Annotated in this window: 13 protein-coding genes and 1 pseudogene; 11 read left to right on the top strand and 3 right to left on the bottom strand. The window is 73.4% G+C overall.

What is annotated here, in order from left to right; translation table 11 throughout:
- The first annotated feature begins 63 nt into the window (after positions 1–63).
- From ACZ5OX_RS00070 to ACZ5OX_RS00035, 8 genes are all read left to right on the top strand, one after another.
- Positions 64–1,356 carry an extracellular solute-binding protein gene (locus ACZ5OX_RS00070; protein ID WP_465627716.1) on the top strand — a complete coding sequence of 431 codons (1,293 nt, stop codon included), beginning with the start codon at positions 64–66 and terminating at the stop codon, positions 1,354–1,356.
- Positions 1,357–1,509: 153 nt separating this feature from the next.
- Entirely contained in the window at positions 1,510–2,361 is an 852-nt protein-coding gene (locus tag ACZ5OX_RS00065) for a carbohydrate ABC transporter permease (RefSeq protein ID WP_465627715.1), read from the top strand.
- Positions 2,358–3,197 carry a carbohydrate ABC transporter permease gene (locus ACZ5OX_RS00060; RefSeq protein ID WP_465627714.1) on the top strand — a complete coding sequence of 280 codons (840 nt, stop codon included), beginning with the start codon at positions 2,358–2,360 and terminating at the stop codon, positions 3,195–3,197. The genes ACZ5OX_RS00065 and ACZ5OX_RS00060 overlap by 4 nt, the downstream gene beginning before the upstream one ends.
- 464 nt (positions 3,198–3,661) lie before the next feature.
- Positions 3,662–4,930, top strand: a complete 1,269-nt coding sequence (locus ACZ5OX_RS00055) for a PucR family transcriptional regulator (RefSeq protein ID WP_465627713.1) — start codon at positions 3,662–3,664, stop codon at positions 4,928–4,930.
- A gap of 107 nt (positions 4,931–5,037) precedes the next feature.
- Positions 5,038–5,868, top strand: a complete 831-nt coding sequence (locus ACZ5OX_RS00050; protein WP_465627712.1) for an alpha/beta fold hydrolase — start codon at positions 5,038–5,040, stop codon at positions 5,866–5,868.
- Between the two features lie 130 nt (positions 5,869–5,998).
- Positions 5,999–6,874, top strand: a complete 876-nt coding sequence (locus tag ACZ5OX_RS00045; protein WP_465627711.1) for a helix-turn-helix domain-containing protein — start codon at positions 5,999–6,001, stop codon at positions 6,872–6,874.
- 161 nt (positions 6,875–7,035) lie between these two features.
- Positions 7,036–8,067, top strand: coding sequence for an alpha/beta hydrolase (locus ACZ5OX_RS00040; RefSeq protein ID WP_465627710.1), 1,032 nt, complete (start codon positions 7,036–7,038; stop codon positions 8,065–8,067).
- Positions 8,068–8,252: 185 nt separating this feature from the next.
- A complete protein-coding gene (locus ACZ5OX_RS00035; RefSeq protein ID WP_465627709.1) occupies positions 8,253–8,822 on the top strand; it encodes a histidine phosphatase family protein in 570 nt (189 codons plus the stop codon).
- Between the two features lie 122 nt (positions 8,823–8,944).
- Here ACZ5OX_RS00035 and ACZ5OX_RS00030 read toward each other — a convergent pair whose 3' ends face one another.
- Positions 8,945–9,457 (bottom strand): DinB family protein, encoded by a 513-nt coding sequence (locus tag ACZ5OX_RS00030; RefSeq protein WP_465628859.1) that lies wholly within the window; start codon positions 9,455–9,457, stop codon positions 8,945–8,947.
- 455 nt (positions 9,458–9,912) lie between these two features.
- On the opposite strand from ACZ5OX_RS00030, the gene ACZ5OX_RS00025 reads away from it, so the two are divergent.
- From ACZ5OX_RS00025 to ACZ5OX_RS00015, 3 genes and pseudogenes are all read left to right on the top strand, one after another.
- Positions 9,913–12,840 carry a helix-turn-helix transcriptional regulator gene (locus ACZ5OX_RS00025; RefSeq protein ID WP_465627708.1) on the top strand — a complete coding sequence of 976 codons (2,928 nt, stop codon included), beginning with the start codon at positions 9,913–9,915 and terminating at the stop codon, positions 12,838–12,840.
- Positions 12,773–12,940, top strand: a pseudogene (locus tag ACZ5OX_RS00020) (alpha/beta hydrolase fold domain-containing protein); the annotation flags it as partial. The gene ACZ5OX_RS00025 and the pseudogene ACZ5OX_RS00020, both read left to right, overlap by 68 nt.
- A gap of 112 nt (positions 12,941–13,052) precedes the next feature.
- Positions 13,053–13,517, top strand: a complete 465-nt coding sequence (locus ACZ5OX_RS00015; protein ID WP_465627707.1) for a helix-turn-helix domain-containing protein — start codon at positions 13,053–13,055, stop codon at positions 13,515–13,517.
- Between the two features lie 22 nt (positions 13,518–13,539).
- On the opposite strand, the gene ACZ5OX_RS00010 is transcribed toward ACZ5OX_RS00015, so the two are convergent.
- Complete coding sequence (locus ACZ5OX_RS00010; RefSeq protein ID WP_465627706.1) at positions 13,540–14,979, bottom strand: PucR family transcriptional regulator; 1,440 nt, start codon at positions 14,977–14,979, stop codon at positions 13,540–13,542.
- 262 nt (positions 14,980–15,241) lie between these two features.
- The gene (locus ACZ5OX_RS00005) at positions 15,242–16,222 is read right to left on the bottom strand and encodes an AraC family transcriptional regulator (protein WP_465627704.1); all 981 of its coding nucleotides are present in this window, start codon (positions 16,220–16,222) and stop codon (positions 15,242–15,244) included.
- Positions 16,223–16,562: the final 340 nt, after the last annotated feature.

Raw genomic sequence — 16,562 nt, 5'->3', positions numbered from 1 at the left:
GTAGCGTGAGTTGACAAATTCCTGGGTAGTGGCGACCGGCAGATCGGCGGATGAGGAGGGGGCATGGTGAGAAGAGGGCTGCGCGGCATGGTCGCGATCGCGTCGGTCGTCGCGGTGCTGGCGGGCGCGGCGGGTTGCGAGAGCGGTGGAAGCGGATCGGCGAAGGGCTCCCAGCGCCTCACCGTGTGGCTGACCGTCGACGCGCAGGAGAGCTGGCCGGACCTGGTGGAGTCCACCAACGCCCGGTTCGCGCAGCAGCATCCAGGGGTGTCCGTCGCGGTCGAGTACCAGCAGTGGACCACCAAGAACCTGAAGCTGGACGCCGCCCTGGCGGGCCGCGACGTGCCGGACGTCGTGGAGATGGGCAACAGCGAGGTCGTGAACTACATCGTCAACGACGCCTTCACGGCGGTCGAGCCCTCGGCCTTCGACCAGTCGGCCCAGTGGCTCGGTGCCCTTCGGGAGCCCTGCGAGTCCAACGGCCGCACCTACTGCGTGCCCTACTACGTCGGTGCCCGGGTCGGCATCTACCGCACGGACCTGTTCCAGCAGACGGGTCTGACGAAGGCGCCCGAGAGCTACCCGGAGCTGATCGCGGACCTCGACGCGCTGAAGGCGAAGTTCGGCGCCCAGGACCACGCGTTCTCCGCGCTCTACCTGCCCGGCCGCTACTGGTACGCCGCGATGGCCTTCGTGAAGGACGCCGGTGGCGAGATCGCCGTCAGGACGGACGGCCACTGGCGGAGCGCCCTGTCCAGCCCCGGGTCCGTGGCCGGGCTGAAGGCCTGGAAGGGCCTGCTGGACGCCTACTACGTGGGGGACCGGTCCAAGGACAACGGCGACGAACCGGCCGTGGTCGGCCAGGGCAAGGTCGCGGTCTTCTACGGCAACACCTGGGAGGCGGAGGCCGCCGCCGACCCGCAGTCCGGAGGGGACCCGGCGCTGCGCGGCCGGTTCGCGACCTTCCCCTTCCCCGGCCCCTCGGGCGGACCGCTGCCGCCCTTCCTGGGCGGCTCCGAGCTCGCCGTCCCGGCGAAGTCGAAGAACGGGCAGCTCGCCCAGGACTGGATCCGGCTCTTCACCGACCGGACCTCCCAGCAGCGACTGATCAAGGCCAACACCCTGCCCAACAACACCGCTCAGCTCGCCGAGGTGGACCCCGCCGGCGTCAACGGCTCCGCGGCCAAGGCCGCCACCCGGGGCTGGGTCACCCCGCCGGCCCCCGGCTGGGCGGCGGTCGAGAAGGCCAACATCCTGCAGGAGATGCTCGAGGACATCGCCACCGGCAAGCACACGGTGGAGGAGGCCGCGAAGACGGCGGACGGCCGGATCGATGCGGTCATCGACAAGAACTGAGGCGCAGCGACCCTCCGGGGGCACACCGTGAAGAGCGCCACGTCCACGCGCCGCCGCTCCGGCGCCACGCCCACGCGCCGCCGGAGCGATGGGCGCGGGCCGACCACAGGGCGCAGGGGGCGCCGCGCCACCCCGTACCTGCTGCTCGCGCCCATGGTCGGCACGCTCCTCCTGGTGCTCGGCTACCCGCTGGTGGACATGGTCGTGCTCTCCTTCGAGGACATGACCCGCAAGCAGCTGTTCGCCGGCACGGCCCCGCCCTGGGTCGGGCTGGACCAGTACCGCGAGGTCCTCTCCGACGGGTTCTTCTGGACCGTCGTCGCCCGCACCGTGGCGTTCGCCGTCGTCTGCGCCGGGCTGACCATGCTGTTCGGCCTGGCGTTCGCGCTGTTGCTGCGCCTGGTATCGCCCTGGGTGCGGGTGGTGATCACCGGGGTCCTGGTCGCGGTGTGGGCGATGCCGTTCATGGTCGCCGCGTCGGTCTTCCGCTGGCTGTCCGACGCCGACTACGGAGTGGTCAACTGGCTGCTCGGCGGACTCACCGGCGCGGACTTCCGGGGGCACAACTGGTTCGCCGACCCGTGGCAGGGCTTCGCCGTGATCGTCGCCGTCGTGGTGTGGGGGGCGATCCCGTTCGCCGCCATCACCCTGCACGCGGCGCTCACCCAGGTGCCCGCCGAACTGGAGGAGGCCGCGCGGGTCGACGGCGCGAAGGGCCTGGTGCTCCTGCGCCACGTGACGTTCCCGGTGATCAGGCCGCTGTTCACGGTGGTCGCGGCGTTGTCGGCGATCTGGGACTTCGGGGCGTTCAGCCAGATCTGGCTGATGCGCGGCGGCCAGCCGGAGCGGGACTACTACCTGCTCGGCGTCTACTCCTTCATCGAGTCGTTCGCCGTCAACCGCTACAGCGCGGGAGCGGCCATCGCCCTGGTCACCGTCGTCCTGCTGCTCGGCGGGTCCGCGGTCTACCTGCGCCAGGTGCTGCGGACGGGAGAGGTCGAATGACCGGTGACGGGCGGCGGCGCCGAAGCCGCCGGATCGCGAACGCCGTCGGACTGCTCGCCGCCGCCGTCATGGCCTTCCCCGTGTACTGGATGGTCCTGACCGCCTTCCGGCCGGCCAGCGGGATCCTGCGGCTGCCGCCGATGTTCTGGCCCGGTCCGTTCACCCTGGACAACTTCCGCCGGGCGGTGGGCTCGGACTCCTTCTGGGCCAACGTGCGGTCGAGCGTCCTGATCGGGGCGGGGACGGTGCTGGTCTCCCTGGTCATCGGCACGCTCGCGGCCTTCGCCGTCGCCCGCTTCTCCTTCGCCGGTCGCAGGGCGCTGGTCCTGGCCCTGCTGTGCGTCCAGACCATCCCCCTCATCGCCCTCGTCATCCCCGTCTACCTGCTGCTCAACGACCTCGCCCTCACCGACACCCTGACCGGCGTGGTCCTCACCTACCTCGCCTTCGCCCTCCCGTTCACCGTGTGGATGCTGCGCGGGTTCATCGTCGCCATCCCCCCGGAGCTGGAGGAGGCCGCCATGGTCGACGGCTGCGGCCGTCTGGGCGCCTTCCGGCACGTCACCCTGCCCCTGCTCGCCCCCGGCCTGGTGGCCACCTCGATCTTCGCCCTGGTGCAGGCCTGGAACGAGTACGTCCTGGCGTACGTCCTCCTCTCCAGCAACGACAAGCGGACGCTCCCCATCTGGCTGGTCTCCTTCCAGACCAGCTTCGGCACGGACTACGGCGGTCTGATGGCCGGTGCGACCCTGACCGCGCTGCCGGTGGTCGTCGCCTTCCTCCTCGTCCAGCGCCGGATCGCCGCGGGCCTGGCGACGGGTGCGATCCGGGGCTGACGGCCCGCGGCGGCGCGGCGACGCGGTGGCCCGGCGGCGCGATGGCCGGCGGCTCAGGGTGGCGGGTCGGGTGCGGCCCCGGGGCCGGCCGGCCGATGTCCGGACATGCGGTGATGTGCTGGCGGTGCACCGCGATACGACACTCTGCGCACCGTTCGCGGGGTGCGCGGGCGCTCCTCGGACTCGTTCCCGTCCTGTCCGCCCGGTCCGGCGGCCGGGGAGCGGCACGGCCGAAGGGTCATCCCGGCCCGGCCGCCACCAGGAGTGAACTCCAAGGCGATGAAAGCCTTTTGGCCGTCCTCCGGTTCGCCCGGGGAGCCCCTGTGCGGCCCCCTCCGGGGGGTCGGCGCCGCCCCGGGTGACCGCCCGCCCCGGTCGGGTGGAGCCGCCGGATCCTCGGTTTGTTGAACGTTGTCCTTCCGCTTCGCTCCTTGTATGAATGGCATGCCAGGAAGGAGTTGATCATGACGATGTGGATCCGGCGCGCGCGTGCAGGAGGCGAAGTGCTGCAGGCGCTGGTGGACGGCCTGGCCGAGGAACTGGGGCGCTCCGTCGCCCTCGACGACCCGCTGGTGCGGATGATCTGCGCCAGCCGGCACTTCGGGGACGAGGACCGGGTGCGGGTGCGCACGCTGCTGCAGGGCATCGCGGACGACGAGGTCGTCCGCTACGTGCTCTCCCAGGGCGTCGCCGAGTGGACGGGCCCGGGTGTCCTGCCGGGCCGCGACGACCTGGGGCTGCAGCCGCGCTACTGCGTCCCGATCCGCGAGCGCGGCCACCTGCTGGGCATCCTCGTGGTCGTGGCGGTAAGCGAGCCCCTCACCGAGGCCGAGACCGAGGCCATCGACCGGGTCGCCGGCACGGTGGCGGTCGAGATGTACGCCGAGCGGCTGGCCTCGGAAGTGGACGAGGAGCGCACCCGTCAACTCGTGGGCTGGCTGGTCGGCTCGGACTCGGCGCTGCGCTGCGCGGCGCACCAGCGCCTGGTGGACGACGGACTCCTTCCGGTCGGCCCCCACGTCGTGGTGACCAGCGTGGCCGTCACCGGACACAGCGGGCCCTCCGGCCGGATCGCGGTGGCCCTCCGTGGCGCGCTGGAGCCGTTCCGGCACGCCCGTACGGCCCGCGGTCTGCTGATGCTCGAGCGGGACCGGGCGGTCCTGGTGCAGGTCTTCGACCGGGAACCGACGGAGGAGGACCTGGACCTGCAGGGCCGCGGCATCGTCCGCTCCCTGACGACCTTCCTGGGCCCCGGAGCGGACGCCGTGGTGGGTGTGGGAGGCCGGCGGACCGTGCTCGCCGACGCGTGGATCTCGCACGAGCAGGCTCTGGTCGCGGTGCGCGCGGCCCGTCGTCTGCCCCGGCTGGAGGGCGTCGGCGACTGGGAGCGGCTCGGGGAGTACACGATGTTCCTCCAGCTGCCCGACGGCGCGCTCAACGAATCCCTCGTCCCCAAACCGCTGCGGCGCCTGCGGGACGACAGCGCCGGCGCCCGGCTGGAGGAGACCCTGCGCTGCTTCCTGGAGAACGCGGGCTCCGTACCCAGGACCGCGGAGGTGCTGGAACTGCACCGCACCTCGCTGTACTACCGGCTGCGCCGGATCCAGGAGATCACGGGCCTGGACCTGGACGACGGCGCGCACCGCCTGGTGCTGCACATGGGGCTCCAGCTCCTGGACCTGCTCCAGGACCCCCGGGCGGACGGGCCCCCGGGCGGTCCCGCACCGCCATGACCGCGCCGGGGCCGCGGCCGCCGCCCCGCCCACCGCCCCGTCGACGGCACCTCCTGACGCCACCTCCCGAAGCCACGAGCCGAGAAGAACGGACGAGAACGAGCACCATGCACGAACTGATCACGAACGACGGCGTGCGCCTGGCCTACCGCGACAGCGGCGGTGACGGCGTCCCGCTGGTGCTGCTCCACGGCTGGGGGCAGACGCAGGAGATGTTCCGCCACCAGGTCGAGGGGCTGGCGCCGGGCCGGCGCGTCGTGACGGTGGACTTCCGCGGCCACGGCCGGTCCGGCAAGCCGCGCCACGGCTACCGCATCGCGCGCCTGGCCCGTGACGTCCTCGACCTGGTCGACCACCTGGGCCTGGACGGCTTCGACGCGCTGGGCTGGTCGATGGGCGCCTCGGTGTGGTGGAGCTTCGTCGACCAGTACGGCACCGGCCGGATCCGCCGGCTCGTCCTGGTCGACCAGCCGGCCGCGGTGGCGGCGGTGCCCTGGATGACGGAGACGGAGCAGCGCGAGTGCGGCGCCATCTTCGACGTCGCCGGGCTCCTCGACCTGGGCGACGCGCTGGCCGGCCCGGACGGGGAGAAGGTCCGCGAGGACTTCGTCCGCTCCATGTTCAGCGGCGACACCGACCCGGAGCTGCTCGCCTTCGTGACCGGGCAGATCCGCTCGACCCCGGCGTACGCGGGCGTCCCGCTGCTCTTCGACCACTGCGCCCAGGACTGGCGCGACGTCCTCGACTGCATCGACGTGCCCACCCTGGTGATCGGCTGCGAGGGGAGCCACGTGGACCCGGCGTCCCAGCGCTTCATCGCCGAGCGGATCCCCGGCGCCGGCCTCCACGTGTTCCCGAAGAGCGTGGCGAGTTCGCACTTCCCGTTCCTGGAGAACCCCGGCGCGTTCAACGCCGTCGTGGAGAAGTTCCTCTCCTGATCCCCCGATCGTTCTGATCCCCCCGATCGCCGCGCCCGTACCGAAGCGGCTCGGCGATCGTCACCAGCACCCGTACCGAACCCTCGCAACCGGTCAGGAGTCTCCCGTGATCCCGTCGGGTCCCTCGCCCATGCCCGAAACCCCCGCAGGCGAAAGCCCCACGCCCGAACGCCGAGCCCAGCAGTTCGCCCAGGCCGTCCGTGACGGTGGCGGCGGCTGCGTCGACGTCCTGTCCCCGCCGCCCGGGGCCGACCCCGAGGACTGCCTGTACGTCCTCCTGCACGTCGGCGGCACCGCCCTGGTCCGCCGCCATGGCGTCAGCACGGTGCTGGAGCCCGGGGACCTGCTGATCGGCGACACCCGCCACCCGGCGGTCCTGTTGCGGGACGCCGAGTGCCGGATGGTCGAGTTCCGGATCCCGTGCTTCTACCTGGGTGTGCGGCAGGCCGATGTCCGGCGGGCGGGCGGGCTGGTGGCGCGGGGGAGCGAGGGCGTCGGCTCGCTGGCCGCCCAGTTCCTGCGGACGCTCGTCGTCCAGTCCCGGGCGCACCGGGCCCGGCCGGGCAACCACCTGGCGCGCAGCGTCTGCGACATCGTGGCGGTCCTGGTGGCGGAGCTGCTGGAGCGGGAGGCGCCGGAGCAGCCGGGCGGCGCGGCGGAGCTGCTGGCACGCATCCGGGCCCACATCGAGGAGAACCTCGCGGATCCGGATCTGGCGCCGGAGTCGATCGCCCGCTCGCAGCACATCTCGGTGCGCTATCTGCACAAGCTGTTCCAGCAGGACGGGACGACGGTGGGCCAGTTCGTGCGGCAGCGCCGACTGGACGCCTGCCGCCGGGAGTTGGAGCGGCCGTCCCGGCGGCAGAGCAGCGTCTCCGCCGTCGCGCACCGGTGGGGTTTCGTCAGCCACTCCCACTTCAGCCGGACGTTCCGCGACGCCTACGGGCTCTCGCCGCGCGAGTGGCAGGCCTACGCAGCCCGGGCGGACGGCCGTCATTCCTCCTGAACCCGCTCCCGCCGTCCTGCCCCGACCGAACTCCCGGCATCGGCCGGACGCCCGCGCCCTCGAAGGGGGATCCGTGCACGATCGGGCCACCGGGGCCGGTTTCCCACACCAGGGCGGGCTTCGCGTCGCCGCGCCGATCCGACCAGGCCAGGAGCGATGAGTTGTCCGATCCCACCCCGCTGCCAGACCGCCGCCGTCCGGTGCTCGACCGGGCGTTCCAGGAGTTCCTGGACGCCGGAGCCGGCCGCTCCGCGACCGGGCTGCCGGACCTCTCCTTCCTCATCCCCGACGGCGTACCGGACGGCGGATCGGGCGGCGGATCGGGCGAGGCAGCGGCCGGCGACGGGTACGAGGACGAGGAGGACCCCAGCGGCGTCACCTCGCAGTGGCTCACCCTGCCCTGCGGAGCGGCCGGGCGGGTGCGCGTCCAGGTGACCAGACCCGTCGACACCGCCCGGCCCAGTCCGGTGGTGCTGTTCCTGCCCGGCCTGGGCTGGTCGCTCGGTGACGCCGACTGCTACGCCCGGCTGGTGCGGGAGTTCGCGCTGGGTACGGACGCGGCGGTGGTCTACGTGGACTACGCCCGGGCCCCGGCAGCGCGCTACCCGGTGGCCGTCGAGCAGTGTTACGCGGTGGCCCGGTGGATCCATGAGCACGGTCATGAGATCGGGTTGGCGGGGGAGCGGATCGCGGTCGTCGGGGATTCGGCGGGGGCGAACCTGGTGGCGGCGCTGACGCTGCTGGCCCGGGGGCGCGGTGAACTCCCGCTGGTCCATCAGGTGTTGCTCTACCCGGTGACCGACGCCGACTTCGACACCCCGTCCTACCACCGGTTCGCCACCGGCTACTTCCTGCACCGCGAGCACATGCGCCGGTTCTGGGACGACTACCTGCCCGAGCGGGACCGTCGTACGGAGGTGACGGCCGCACCGCTGCGGGCGTCCCTGGAGCAACTCGCCGGGTTGCCACCGGCGTTGGTGGTCACGGCGGAGGCCGACGTGCTGCGGGACGAGGGCGAGGCCTACGCGGCCAGGCTCCGCGCGGCCGGGGTGCCGGTGGTGGCCACGCGCTACCAGGGGGTGATGCACGGCTTCCTGCTCGTCGGCGGGATCCACCCCACGGGCACCACCCGGGCCGCGCTGATCCAGATCGTCGACACCGTGCACATGGCGCTGCACAGCCGACCCTGGTGAGGCCGGGCGACGCGCCGCAGGCGGTCCGTCGCCTCCGACCCCGCCGCGGTCGCGCCCGTCGACCGGTGACCCCCGCCACCGGACCCTCGGGCACGGCAGCGGGGGTGGTCTTGCTCCGGCGGCAGAGCCAGTGCCGTATCAGGCACCGTTCGCCCTGTGTTCGATGTGAGATATGGTCCTCAGCCATGGGCGAATTGCTGTTGATCAGGCACGGCGAGACCGCATGGAGCCGGACCGGACAGCATGCTGGCCGCACTGACCTGCCGCTGACCAAGGCGGGGGAGGATGTGGCGCGTGCGCTCGCACCTCGGCTGGCCGAACGGGAGTTCGCCGCCGTCTACAGCAGCCCGCTGACTCGCGCCGTGCGGACCGCCGAACTGGCAGGGTTGAGCGGCGCGGAGCCCGATACCGACCTGATCGAGTGGGACTACGGCCGCTACGAGGGGCTGACCGCCGAGCAAATCCAGGAACTCAAGCCCGGCTGGGAGCTGTGGCGCGACGGCGTCGACGCCGGCGAGGACCTCGGGCACGTGACGGTGCGGGTCGACGCCTTCCTCGGCCGGGTCCGGCCGCTGCTGGACAAGGGCGACGTGGCCGTCGTTGCGCACGGCCACCTGTCACGCATACTCACCGCGCGCTGGCTCGGGCTCGACGCGTCGGCCGCGCGGCAGTTCGGGCACCCGCATCCGGGGACGATCAACACGCTGGGTTACGAGCACAAGCTGCCAGTCGTGCTCGGGTGGAACGTGCCGTAATGGCGGCTGTCCATATCCCGTCCAAGGTGTAGCTACTGCCGTGCCATTAGGCGACGTTGGCCCTGTCGACGACCAACGCCTACGCGCTGTCGTCGACAGGGCCAACGCTGCCTGATCCGGCGCTAAACGCCGGTGGTGCCGTCTATGCGTTCCCGGACCAGGTCGGCGTGGCCGTTGTGGCGGGCGTACTCCTCGATCATGTGGACGTAGATCCAGCGGAGGTTGACGTCCTGCTCCATGAAGCGGCCCGTATCGGTCAGAGCACGGTCGGCGCAGTGCTCGCGGGCGCGGGCGATCTCCGCGTGCCAGGTGGCGAGGGCGTCGCTCAGGGCGGCGCCCTCAGCCACATCAAAGCCACCGTCGGGGGCATCCGGGTCGGCCTGCGGGTCGTAGATGGGCGGAGCCTGTTCTCCGGCGAACACGCGGCGGAACCAGTTCCGCTCCACCTCCGCCATGTGCTGGACCAGGCCGGTCAACGTGAAGCCGGACGGCGGCACGGACGCCACGGCGGCCTGCTCATCGTCCAGCCCCTCGCACTTCATGGCCAGTGTCGTGCGGTGAAAGTCGAGCCAGCTCTCAAGCGTCGTACGCTCGTCGGCGTTCAGGGGCGGCATGGGGCGATCGAAGGCACTCATCGGTCGATTATCGCCAGCGTCCGAGGCCGTCGACAGGCGGGGCCTCACCAGGGTGCCGTTGTCGTCGCGTACGACGCCGCCGAGGAACGGGGACTTCAGCACGGGAGTGGCCGCGTCCGCCGCCGGGGCGGGCAGGGTGGCGAGGATCCGGACGGCGCCGGGCGGCGCGGGATCCCGACCGCGCACGGCGCACCCCTCGGACGAGGTCCGCGGCCTCGCGGCAGGGGCGGAGATCGGGCCTGTCTTCGAACCCGAGGCCCCGGGGCCACGATCCGCGACACGGTCGCCCTAGGGGGCCGCCACTGCCCGTACCTGCGCCTCAGTGCACCGCTCCTGCTCCGGCAGGGAAGCGGAGCGCGGGGCCGGTGCGGTGCGAGGACGGGCCCGGCCCCGAGCAAGATCGACAATGTGGAGAGGTGCCGCGGTGGTCGCGGCGGGCAGTGTGGAGTGCGACGATGACGATCATGGAGACGGTTCGGGACGAACCGGAGGACCACGGGGGGCGACCGGCCTCCGCCCACGGCACCGGCACGCTGTTCGGGCGTGGCGCCGAACTGGAGCAACTGCGTCGCCACGTCCGGCGGGAGCCCGGGACCTCGGGGGCTCTGGTGCTCGTCGGCCCGGAGGGCGTCGGGAAGTCGCGGCTCCTGCGGACGGCCTGTGAGCAGGCGGCCGAAGCCGGAGCGGTGGTGCTGACGGCTCAGGGCTGGGCCCCGGAGAGCGGGGTTCCGTACGGGCTGCTCCGCCACCTGCTCGCCCGGTTGACGGACCGGGTGCCGACGCTGGGCGAGCCTCATCGGCAGGCCCTGCTCGCCGCGCTCGCCATCGGGCCGGATGCCACCGCGCCGTCCGTGCCGTCCGCGCCGTCCGTGCCGTCCGCGTCGGACGTGGCGGCCGGCACCGCGGCCCTGCTGAACCGGTCGGGCGGCCACGATCACGGCTGCGCCCCGGGCCCGGTCCTCATCGCGGTCGACGACGCCCACGCCTGCGACCGCCCCACCCTGGAGCTGCTGGGGTCGCTCGTCCGCCGTACGGAGGGGAGCCGGGTGTCGCTCCTGCTCGCCTCGCGCGACGACGAGGCCCTGCTGGACCTGCCCGCCGACGTCGAGCTGCTGCACGTCGCGCCGCTGTCGCCGCGCTTCTCCGCCGAGCTGCTGGACTCGGTGCCCGGCGCCCCCGTCGGGCGCACCCGCCTGGAGGTGCTGGAGGAGGCCGAGGGCAATCCGTCCGCCCTGCTGGAGCTGTGCCGTCGACGGGCCTCCGGCGCCGATCCGGCCCTGGCCCATGAGCGCACCCCCCGCCTGCGGAACCTCCGGACCAGGTTCGACACCCTGATCGCGCCGCTGCCCGCCCGGACGCGCACGGCCCTCCTCTACGCCGCCGTGGCCCTGCCCGGCGACGACGCGGCCGCCGTGATGGCCGCACTGGACACCTCCGACCTGGGAATCTGGGCCCCCGCCGAGGAGGCCGGGATCGTCGCCCTGATCGACGGTCACATCGTCTTCCGGCACCCGCTGGCCAGGGTCGCCGCGTCCACCGGGCAGTCCGCCGCGGTGCTGACCCGTGCCCACCGGGACCTCGCCGAGCGGGCCGGCGGGCGGCCGCTCGACCGGGCGCGGCACCTGGTGGCCGCCGCGGTGGTCCCGGACGCCTCGCTCACCGAGGGCCTGCGGGCGGCGGCCAGGCACTCGGCGGACGACTTCACCCTCGCGCGGGCCCTGGAGGACGCCGCCCGGTTCAGCACCAGCACCGACGAGCGGGCCCGGCTCCTCGCCGGGGCCCTGGACGCGGCCGTCGCCGTCGGGGACCCGGACTGGGTCAGCAGCCTCCACACGCGCTTCCTGAGCGTCAACACCGACCCCCGGCTCACCCGCGAGGCCGACCTGGCCGTGGCGACCGCCCTGTCCCACTCCTCCCGGCAGAAGGAGGCGTTCGCCCTCCTGCTCGGCAGCGCGGACCGGCACCCGTCGGTCGGTGCCGCCGTCGACGCGCGGTCGGTGACTCTGGCCTCGGCGATCGCCGAGCAGTCCGGCCTGCCGGAGCACCGCGCCCGGCTCTCGGAGCTGGTCGCCGGCCTCCGCGAGACCGGCCTCCGCGAGACCGGCCTCCGCGAGACCGACCTCCGTGAAGCCGGGCCCGGCCCTGACGACCACCGGGCGTCCAGGCCAGGAGCGACCGGCGTGCTCGCGGGCTTCGTGCAGGGCACGGAGACCCGGCCCACGAGCGCGTCGCGCGCCGTCGAAGGCCCCGACGCCCTCATGGGCAGCGGCCCCCTGGACGGACGGGACCAGCTGACCAGGCGCCTCGCCGTCGCCTCGGTCGGCTACCTCTCCGACGACCCGGGCGTCACCCTGGAGCACTACCGCGCCGCCGACACCTACCTGCGCGGGCGGCGGGCCTTCGGCCTGCGGGCCTGGCACCTGGCCCCCCTGCTGGACACCCTCCTGGCGACCGGCCAGTGGTCGGAGGTGTCCGCCCGGGTGGAGGAGGCGACCGACCAGGCGGCGGTGCTGCGCCTGACCCGCCCCCAGGCCGACCTGGAGGCCTTCGACCTGTCCCTGCGCGCACTGCGCGGGACCGCCCCCGCGAACCTGATCACCTGGCCGGAGGTCCCGTTCGACGGCTACGAGAACGCCGCCACCCGGGCCCGGCTCGTGCGGGCCGTCGCCCTGGTCGCGATGTCCCACGCGGAGTGGGCTGACGCCTACCGCTGGCTCCGGAGGCTGTTCGCCGAGGACGGCACTCCGGTGCACCCGTTCCTCTCGTCGCGCTGCGTCGCGGAACTCGCGCTGGCCGCCCAGCGGGCCGGCACGAGCGAGGACGCGGCGGAGGTGCTGGCGCGGGTGCGCTCGGTGCACGGGGAGCGGCCGACGGTCCGGATGACGCTCCTGCTGCACCACGCCACGGCCCTGCTGGATCCCGGCCCGGACCCCGAGCACCACTTCCGCCTCGCGCTGGTGGACGCCGAGGGCGAGCAGTGGCCGGTCGAGCGGGCGCAGGCCCGGTTCAGCTACGCGATCTGGCTGCGCCGCGCCAGGCGCCCCTCCGAGGCCCGGCAGCAACTCGTCGCGGCGCTGGACACCGCCGACGTCCTCGGATTCCAGCCGTTCGCCGCCGCGATCCGCCAGGAACTGCGCGCCAGCGGCGTGGCGAACAACACCGACCACGCCGTCGAATCCGCGGCCTCCCTGGACGGGTTGACCGCCCAGCAGCAGCAGATCGTCCGCCTGGCCGCGCAGGGCCTGTCGAACCGTGAGATCGGTGAACAGCTCTTCCTGTCGCCCCGCACGGTGGGCTCGCACCTGTACAACGTCTATCCCAAACTCGGGGTCAGCAGCCGGCACCAGCTGCGCGACCTGCTGCAGAGCAAGGCGGACCGTTGAGCCGCTCGCCGGGCTGCCACCGGCGCTGGTCGTCACCGCCGAGGCGGACGTCAGCCGGGACGGGGCCGAGGAGTACGCGGCCCGGCTGCGCGCGGCCGGAGTCCGGGCGGCGGCTTCCTGCGGGCACCTGGCCAGAGCGGCGCCGGCGCCGCCCGCGCGGACCAGTCACCTGACTCATGCGCCCGGCCCCGCCGCACCGGCATGCTGGCACCATGGCAGTTCGAATCCCCCCACTCATGGAGGACGGCGGTCGCTCCGCGGCCTCGACACCGCACGCCCGTCCGACGGCGACCCGGCCGGCGGACGAGCTGTCCGGCGTGAACGACGCCGTGCTGTTCCGCGTGCGGCAGTTCGTGCGCCGGCACCTGGCCGACCCCGGGCTCACCCCCGAGGGCGTCGCCCGGGCGCAGGGCATCTCCGTGCGGTACCTGCACCGGCTCTTCGAGGGCGAGGGCCGGACGCTCTGCCAGTGGATCCGGGAACAGCGTCTGGAGGGGTGCCGCCGGGCGCTGCTCGCGACCCCGGCGCACTCGCTCAGCGTCGGGCTCATCGCCCGGAGGTGGGGTTTCACGAGCCCCGGGCAGCTGAGCCGCGCCTTCCGCGGTGCCTACGGCCTGTCACCGACGGACTGGCTGGTGAACGAGCGTGCCCGCCGGGCGGCGGGGGAGAGGCAGTGACCCGCCCTGCCTCCCCCAGGCCCTAAGCGGCCTCGCGCCGGACGTGGTCGGCCCGATCCCGTCGGGCGTGCGTCGGCTGCGGCCGGGCCTGCCGTCCCGGGCGGGCCTGCCGTCCCGGGCGGGCCTTCGTGCCGCGCAGGCCCCGCGGATCGGCGCCGGGCGTCCGGTCGACGGGAGCGTCGCCCGCTGCGGCGGACTGCTGTCGGCGTCCGGCGTCCTCGCCCGACGTGCCGAGGGACAGCAGGAGTTCCCGGATGCGCAGGCCCAGGTGCAGGGTGATGCGGTCCGCCCCGTTGTCCAGGTCGAGCCCGGTGATCTCCTGGATCTGCCGCAGCCGGTAGTACAGCGAGGTGCGGTGGATCCGGAGCGCTTCGGCGGTCCTGGGGACCGAACCGGCCTGGTCGAGGAAGCACCGCAGGGTCGTCTCCAGACGCTGTCCGCAGCCGGACTCGAGCAGGGCGCGCAGCGGTTTCGGGAGCAGTGACTCGTTCAGGGCGTGGTCCGGCAGTTGCAGGATCACGGCGAACTCGCCGAGTTCCTCCCAGGAACCGATGCCCTTCAGCTCCGGCATCCGGCGTGCGGCGCGCACGGCGACGAGCGCCTGCTCGTAGGAGGCCCGGGCGTCGGCGAGGCCCGCCTGCCGGCCGCCGATGCCGATGACGGGAGCGGTCGAGGCGGCGGGATCGGTGCCGAGGGCCGCCATGATGAGGGCGGACTGCTCCCGGAGCACCTCCTGGTCCAACGGCCGGTCGGAGAGCTGGAGCAGGACGGCCCGGTTCGGGGTGACCGCGAAGGCGCCGTGCGCCGACCGGGTGCGGCGCAGTCCCTCCAGCACCCCGCGCAGTGCGGTCGCCACCCGCCCGGGAGGCACCCGGGAGCATCCCAGCTGCACGACGCTGACCACCGCGTGGGGCGCGTCCGGGAGCAGCGCGCCGTCCAGGAGCCGCTTGCGGGACTCGGCGCGCGTGGCGGGGCTCGGGTCCAGCAGGGACAGCAGGAGGTCCTGCTCCTCGCTCCGCGCGGCGCCGGCCAGGACGCGGTCGGCGTACAGTCGGCCGGCGATGGCGGGTGTGGCCCGGGCGATGGCCTCGGTCGCCTCCGGCGGCAGCGACGCGTCCGGCGCGATGACCGTCAACAGGCCGAGGAAATGGCCGCGTTCACGCAGCGGCACGCAGTAGCGGGGCAGCAGACCCGACTCCTCGAGGCCCTCGGTGAAACCCGGCCCGGTCCACTGGGTGACGCCCTGGTCGAGGACGTGGCGGACGACTTCGCCGCTCGCCCGTCCGTGCAGGAGGCTGTGGACGCGGGCCGGGTCCGCGTCGTCGAAGTGCCGGCTGGAGCGGATGCGCCCGATCGAGGAGTCGGCCAGGGCCACGGACCGACGGAGCTCCCCCGCGAGTTCGTCGAGCAGTTCCTGCAGCGCGGCACTGTCGGCGGGGGTTCGCCGCCACTGTTCGGTCATGGGCAGTCCTCGTCGGTGCTCGTCTCTCCGCGACGAGGGACCGGCAGGCCCGGGACCAGGGGCTTCCCGCGCCCTGGCCCCGGACCCGGTCTTTCGCCGGTTCCGCACGTCCTGGAGAAACGCTGACACTGCCGCGATGCCCCACCCTGCACGGTTCTTGTCCGTGGCTGCGGGGAGTGCCGGGCCGTCGTGGGCCCGGTGGGGAACCGCCCCGGACCGACCGCGGTGAGGACTGCGCGTCAGGTCACCCGAAGCCGCCGACTCACTCGAAGCCGCCCACCGGGACGGCGCCACCGAGCCGCCGGTACTCGCTCGGGGACACCCCGCAGGCCGCCTGGAAGCGGCGGCTGAAGTGGCTCGGGCTGCTGAACCCGCACCGGGCGGAGACCGCGGCGATGGTCAGGCGGTCGTAGCGCGGGGAGGCGAGCATGCGCCGCGCCTTCCCGAGCCGCTCCGCGATGATCCACTGCTCCAGGCTGATCCCCGCCCCGCTGAGCAGGGCGTAGAGCCGGCGGACGGAGACGGCGTGCTCCGCCGCGATCCGCTCCGGCGTCAGGTAGCGGTCCGCCAGGTGGGAGCGCACGTAGGCCGTGATCCGGGTGACCAGCGTCTCGTCCATCGTCGACCTGACCTCGACGGCCTCCTCGGCGTGCGCCGCCGAGAGGAGCAGGGCGCGGACGAGTTCCGTCGTGGCGGACGCCAGGGCCTCCGAGCCGGCGTCGGCCTCCAGCCGGCCGGGATCGCTCCACAGGCCCCGCAGGTGCTGCAGCACCAGGCCGTGGAGCGGGCTGGCGCGCAGCCGCTGGGAGGCCCTCACCACGGTGTCCACCGGCACGCCGAGGCGGTTCATGTCGAACATGACGACCTGGGACGCGCCGTCGCCGGACCAGCCGTACACCCGGGGCGACAACTCGTGGAAGACGCAGATGTCGTCGGAGCCCAGGAGAGTCTGCCGGCCCGCGACCTCGGCCCGGTGGACACCCAGGGGCTGGAGCGAGACCGAGACGATGGGGTGCTCCCGGTGGTGGCGTACGTGCCGCTCCGTCCGCCGCACCCGGAAGCCCGAGTTCCGGGTGGCGAAGAAGTCCAGTCCGCCGACGCGCCACAGCTCCATGCGCGCGTGGATACCGGTCGCCGGCTCCTCGTGGGCGATGTCGTTGGGTACCTGCGAATCCGTCAACGCGTGGTGGAACGCGTCCACGCGCTCACGAGGTGACACCGTGTCGAGGTCGAGCAGCAGCACACACCCTCCCGGGAAGAAGTCTGTCAGGAATTCCGCGCCGGCGGGGCCGGCGTTCGAACGCGGCCGGCCGCGCCGGCGGGGCGTCAGGCGGCTCTACCTTCTGAGTCGGGTTGATCGAGCCATTCGTAGGGTTGGGTCACCCAGGGGTGCTGGGTGTGGCTATCAGGCGGCTGCCGTCTCGTGGCTTGCGTCGCTTCGCCGCCCGGCACCCCACGACGACTCGGCCGCCGATTAGGAAGTGCGAGGAAGTCGCTGAGTAGAGCAATGCCGGCGAGGTCGTCCGTGGTACGAACAGCACGAACACGCACGTCAGGAGCACGATGAGCCGAATATGGGCGGG

This window comes from Kitasatospora sp. NPDC032121 (assembly GCF_055580145.1).
Note: the sequence above shows the minus strand (reverse complement) of the source record. Positions and strands in the feature narration are given on the sequence as shown.

Coding starts and splice junctions, on each gene's coding strand:
- ACZ5OX_RS00070 (WP_465627716.1), top strand. CDS start 64: ATGGTGAGAAGAGGGCTGCGCGGCATGGTCGCGATCGCGTCGGTCGTC.
- ACZ5OX_RS00065 (WP_465627715.1), top strand. CDS start 1,510: ATGGTCGGCACGCTCCTCCTGGTGCTCGGCTACCCGCTGGTGGACATG.
- ACZ5OX_RS00060 (WP_465627714.1), top strand. CDS start 2,358: ATGACCGGTGACGGGCGGCGGCGCCGAAGCCGCCGGATCGCGAACGCC.
- ACZ5OX_RS00055 (WP_465627713.1), top strand. CDS start 3,662: ATGACGATGTGGATCCGGCGCGCGCGTGCAGGAGGCGAAGTGCTGCAG.
- ACZ5OX_RS00050 (WP_465627712.1), top strand. CDS start 5,038: ATGCACGAACTGATCACGAACGACGGCGTGCGCCTGGCCTACCGCGAC.
- ACZ5OX_RS00045 (WP_465627711.1), top strand. CDS start 5,999: ATGCCCGAAACCCCCGCAGGCGAAAGCCCCACGCCCGAACGCCGAGCC.
- ACZ5OX_RS00035 (WP_465627709.1), top strand. CDS start 8,253: ATGGGCGAATTGCTGTTGATCAGGCACGGCGAGACCGCATGGAGCCGG.
- ACZ5OX_RS00030 (WP_465628859.1), bottom strand. CDS start 9,457: ATGAGTGCCTTCGATCGCCCCATGCCGCCCCTGAACGCCGACGAGCGT.
- ACZ5OX_RS00025 (WP_465627708.1), top strand. CDS start 9,913: ATGACGATCATGGAGACGGTTCGGGACGAACCGGAGGACCACGGGGGG.
- ACZ5OX_RS00015 (WP_465627707.1), top strand. CDS start 13,053: ATGGCAGTTCGAATCCCCCCACTCATGGAGGACGGCGGTCGCTCCGCG.
- ACZ5OX_RS00010 (WP_465627706.1), bottom strand. CDS start 14,979: ATGACCGAACAGTGGCGGCGAACCCCCGCCGACAGTGCCGCGCTGCAG.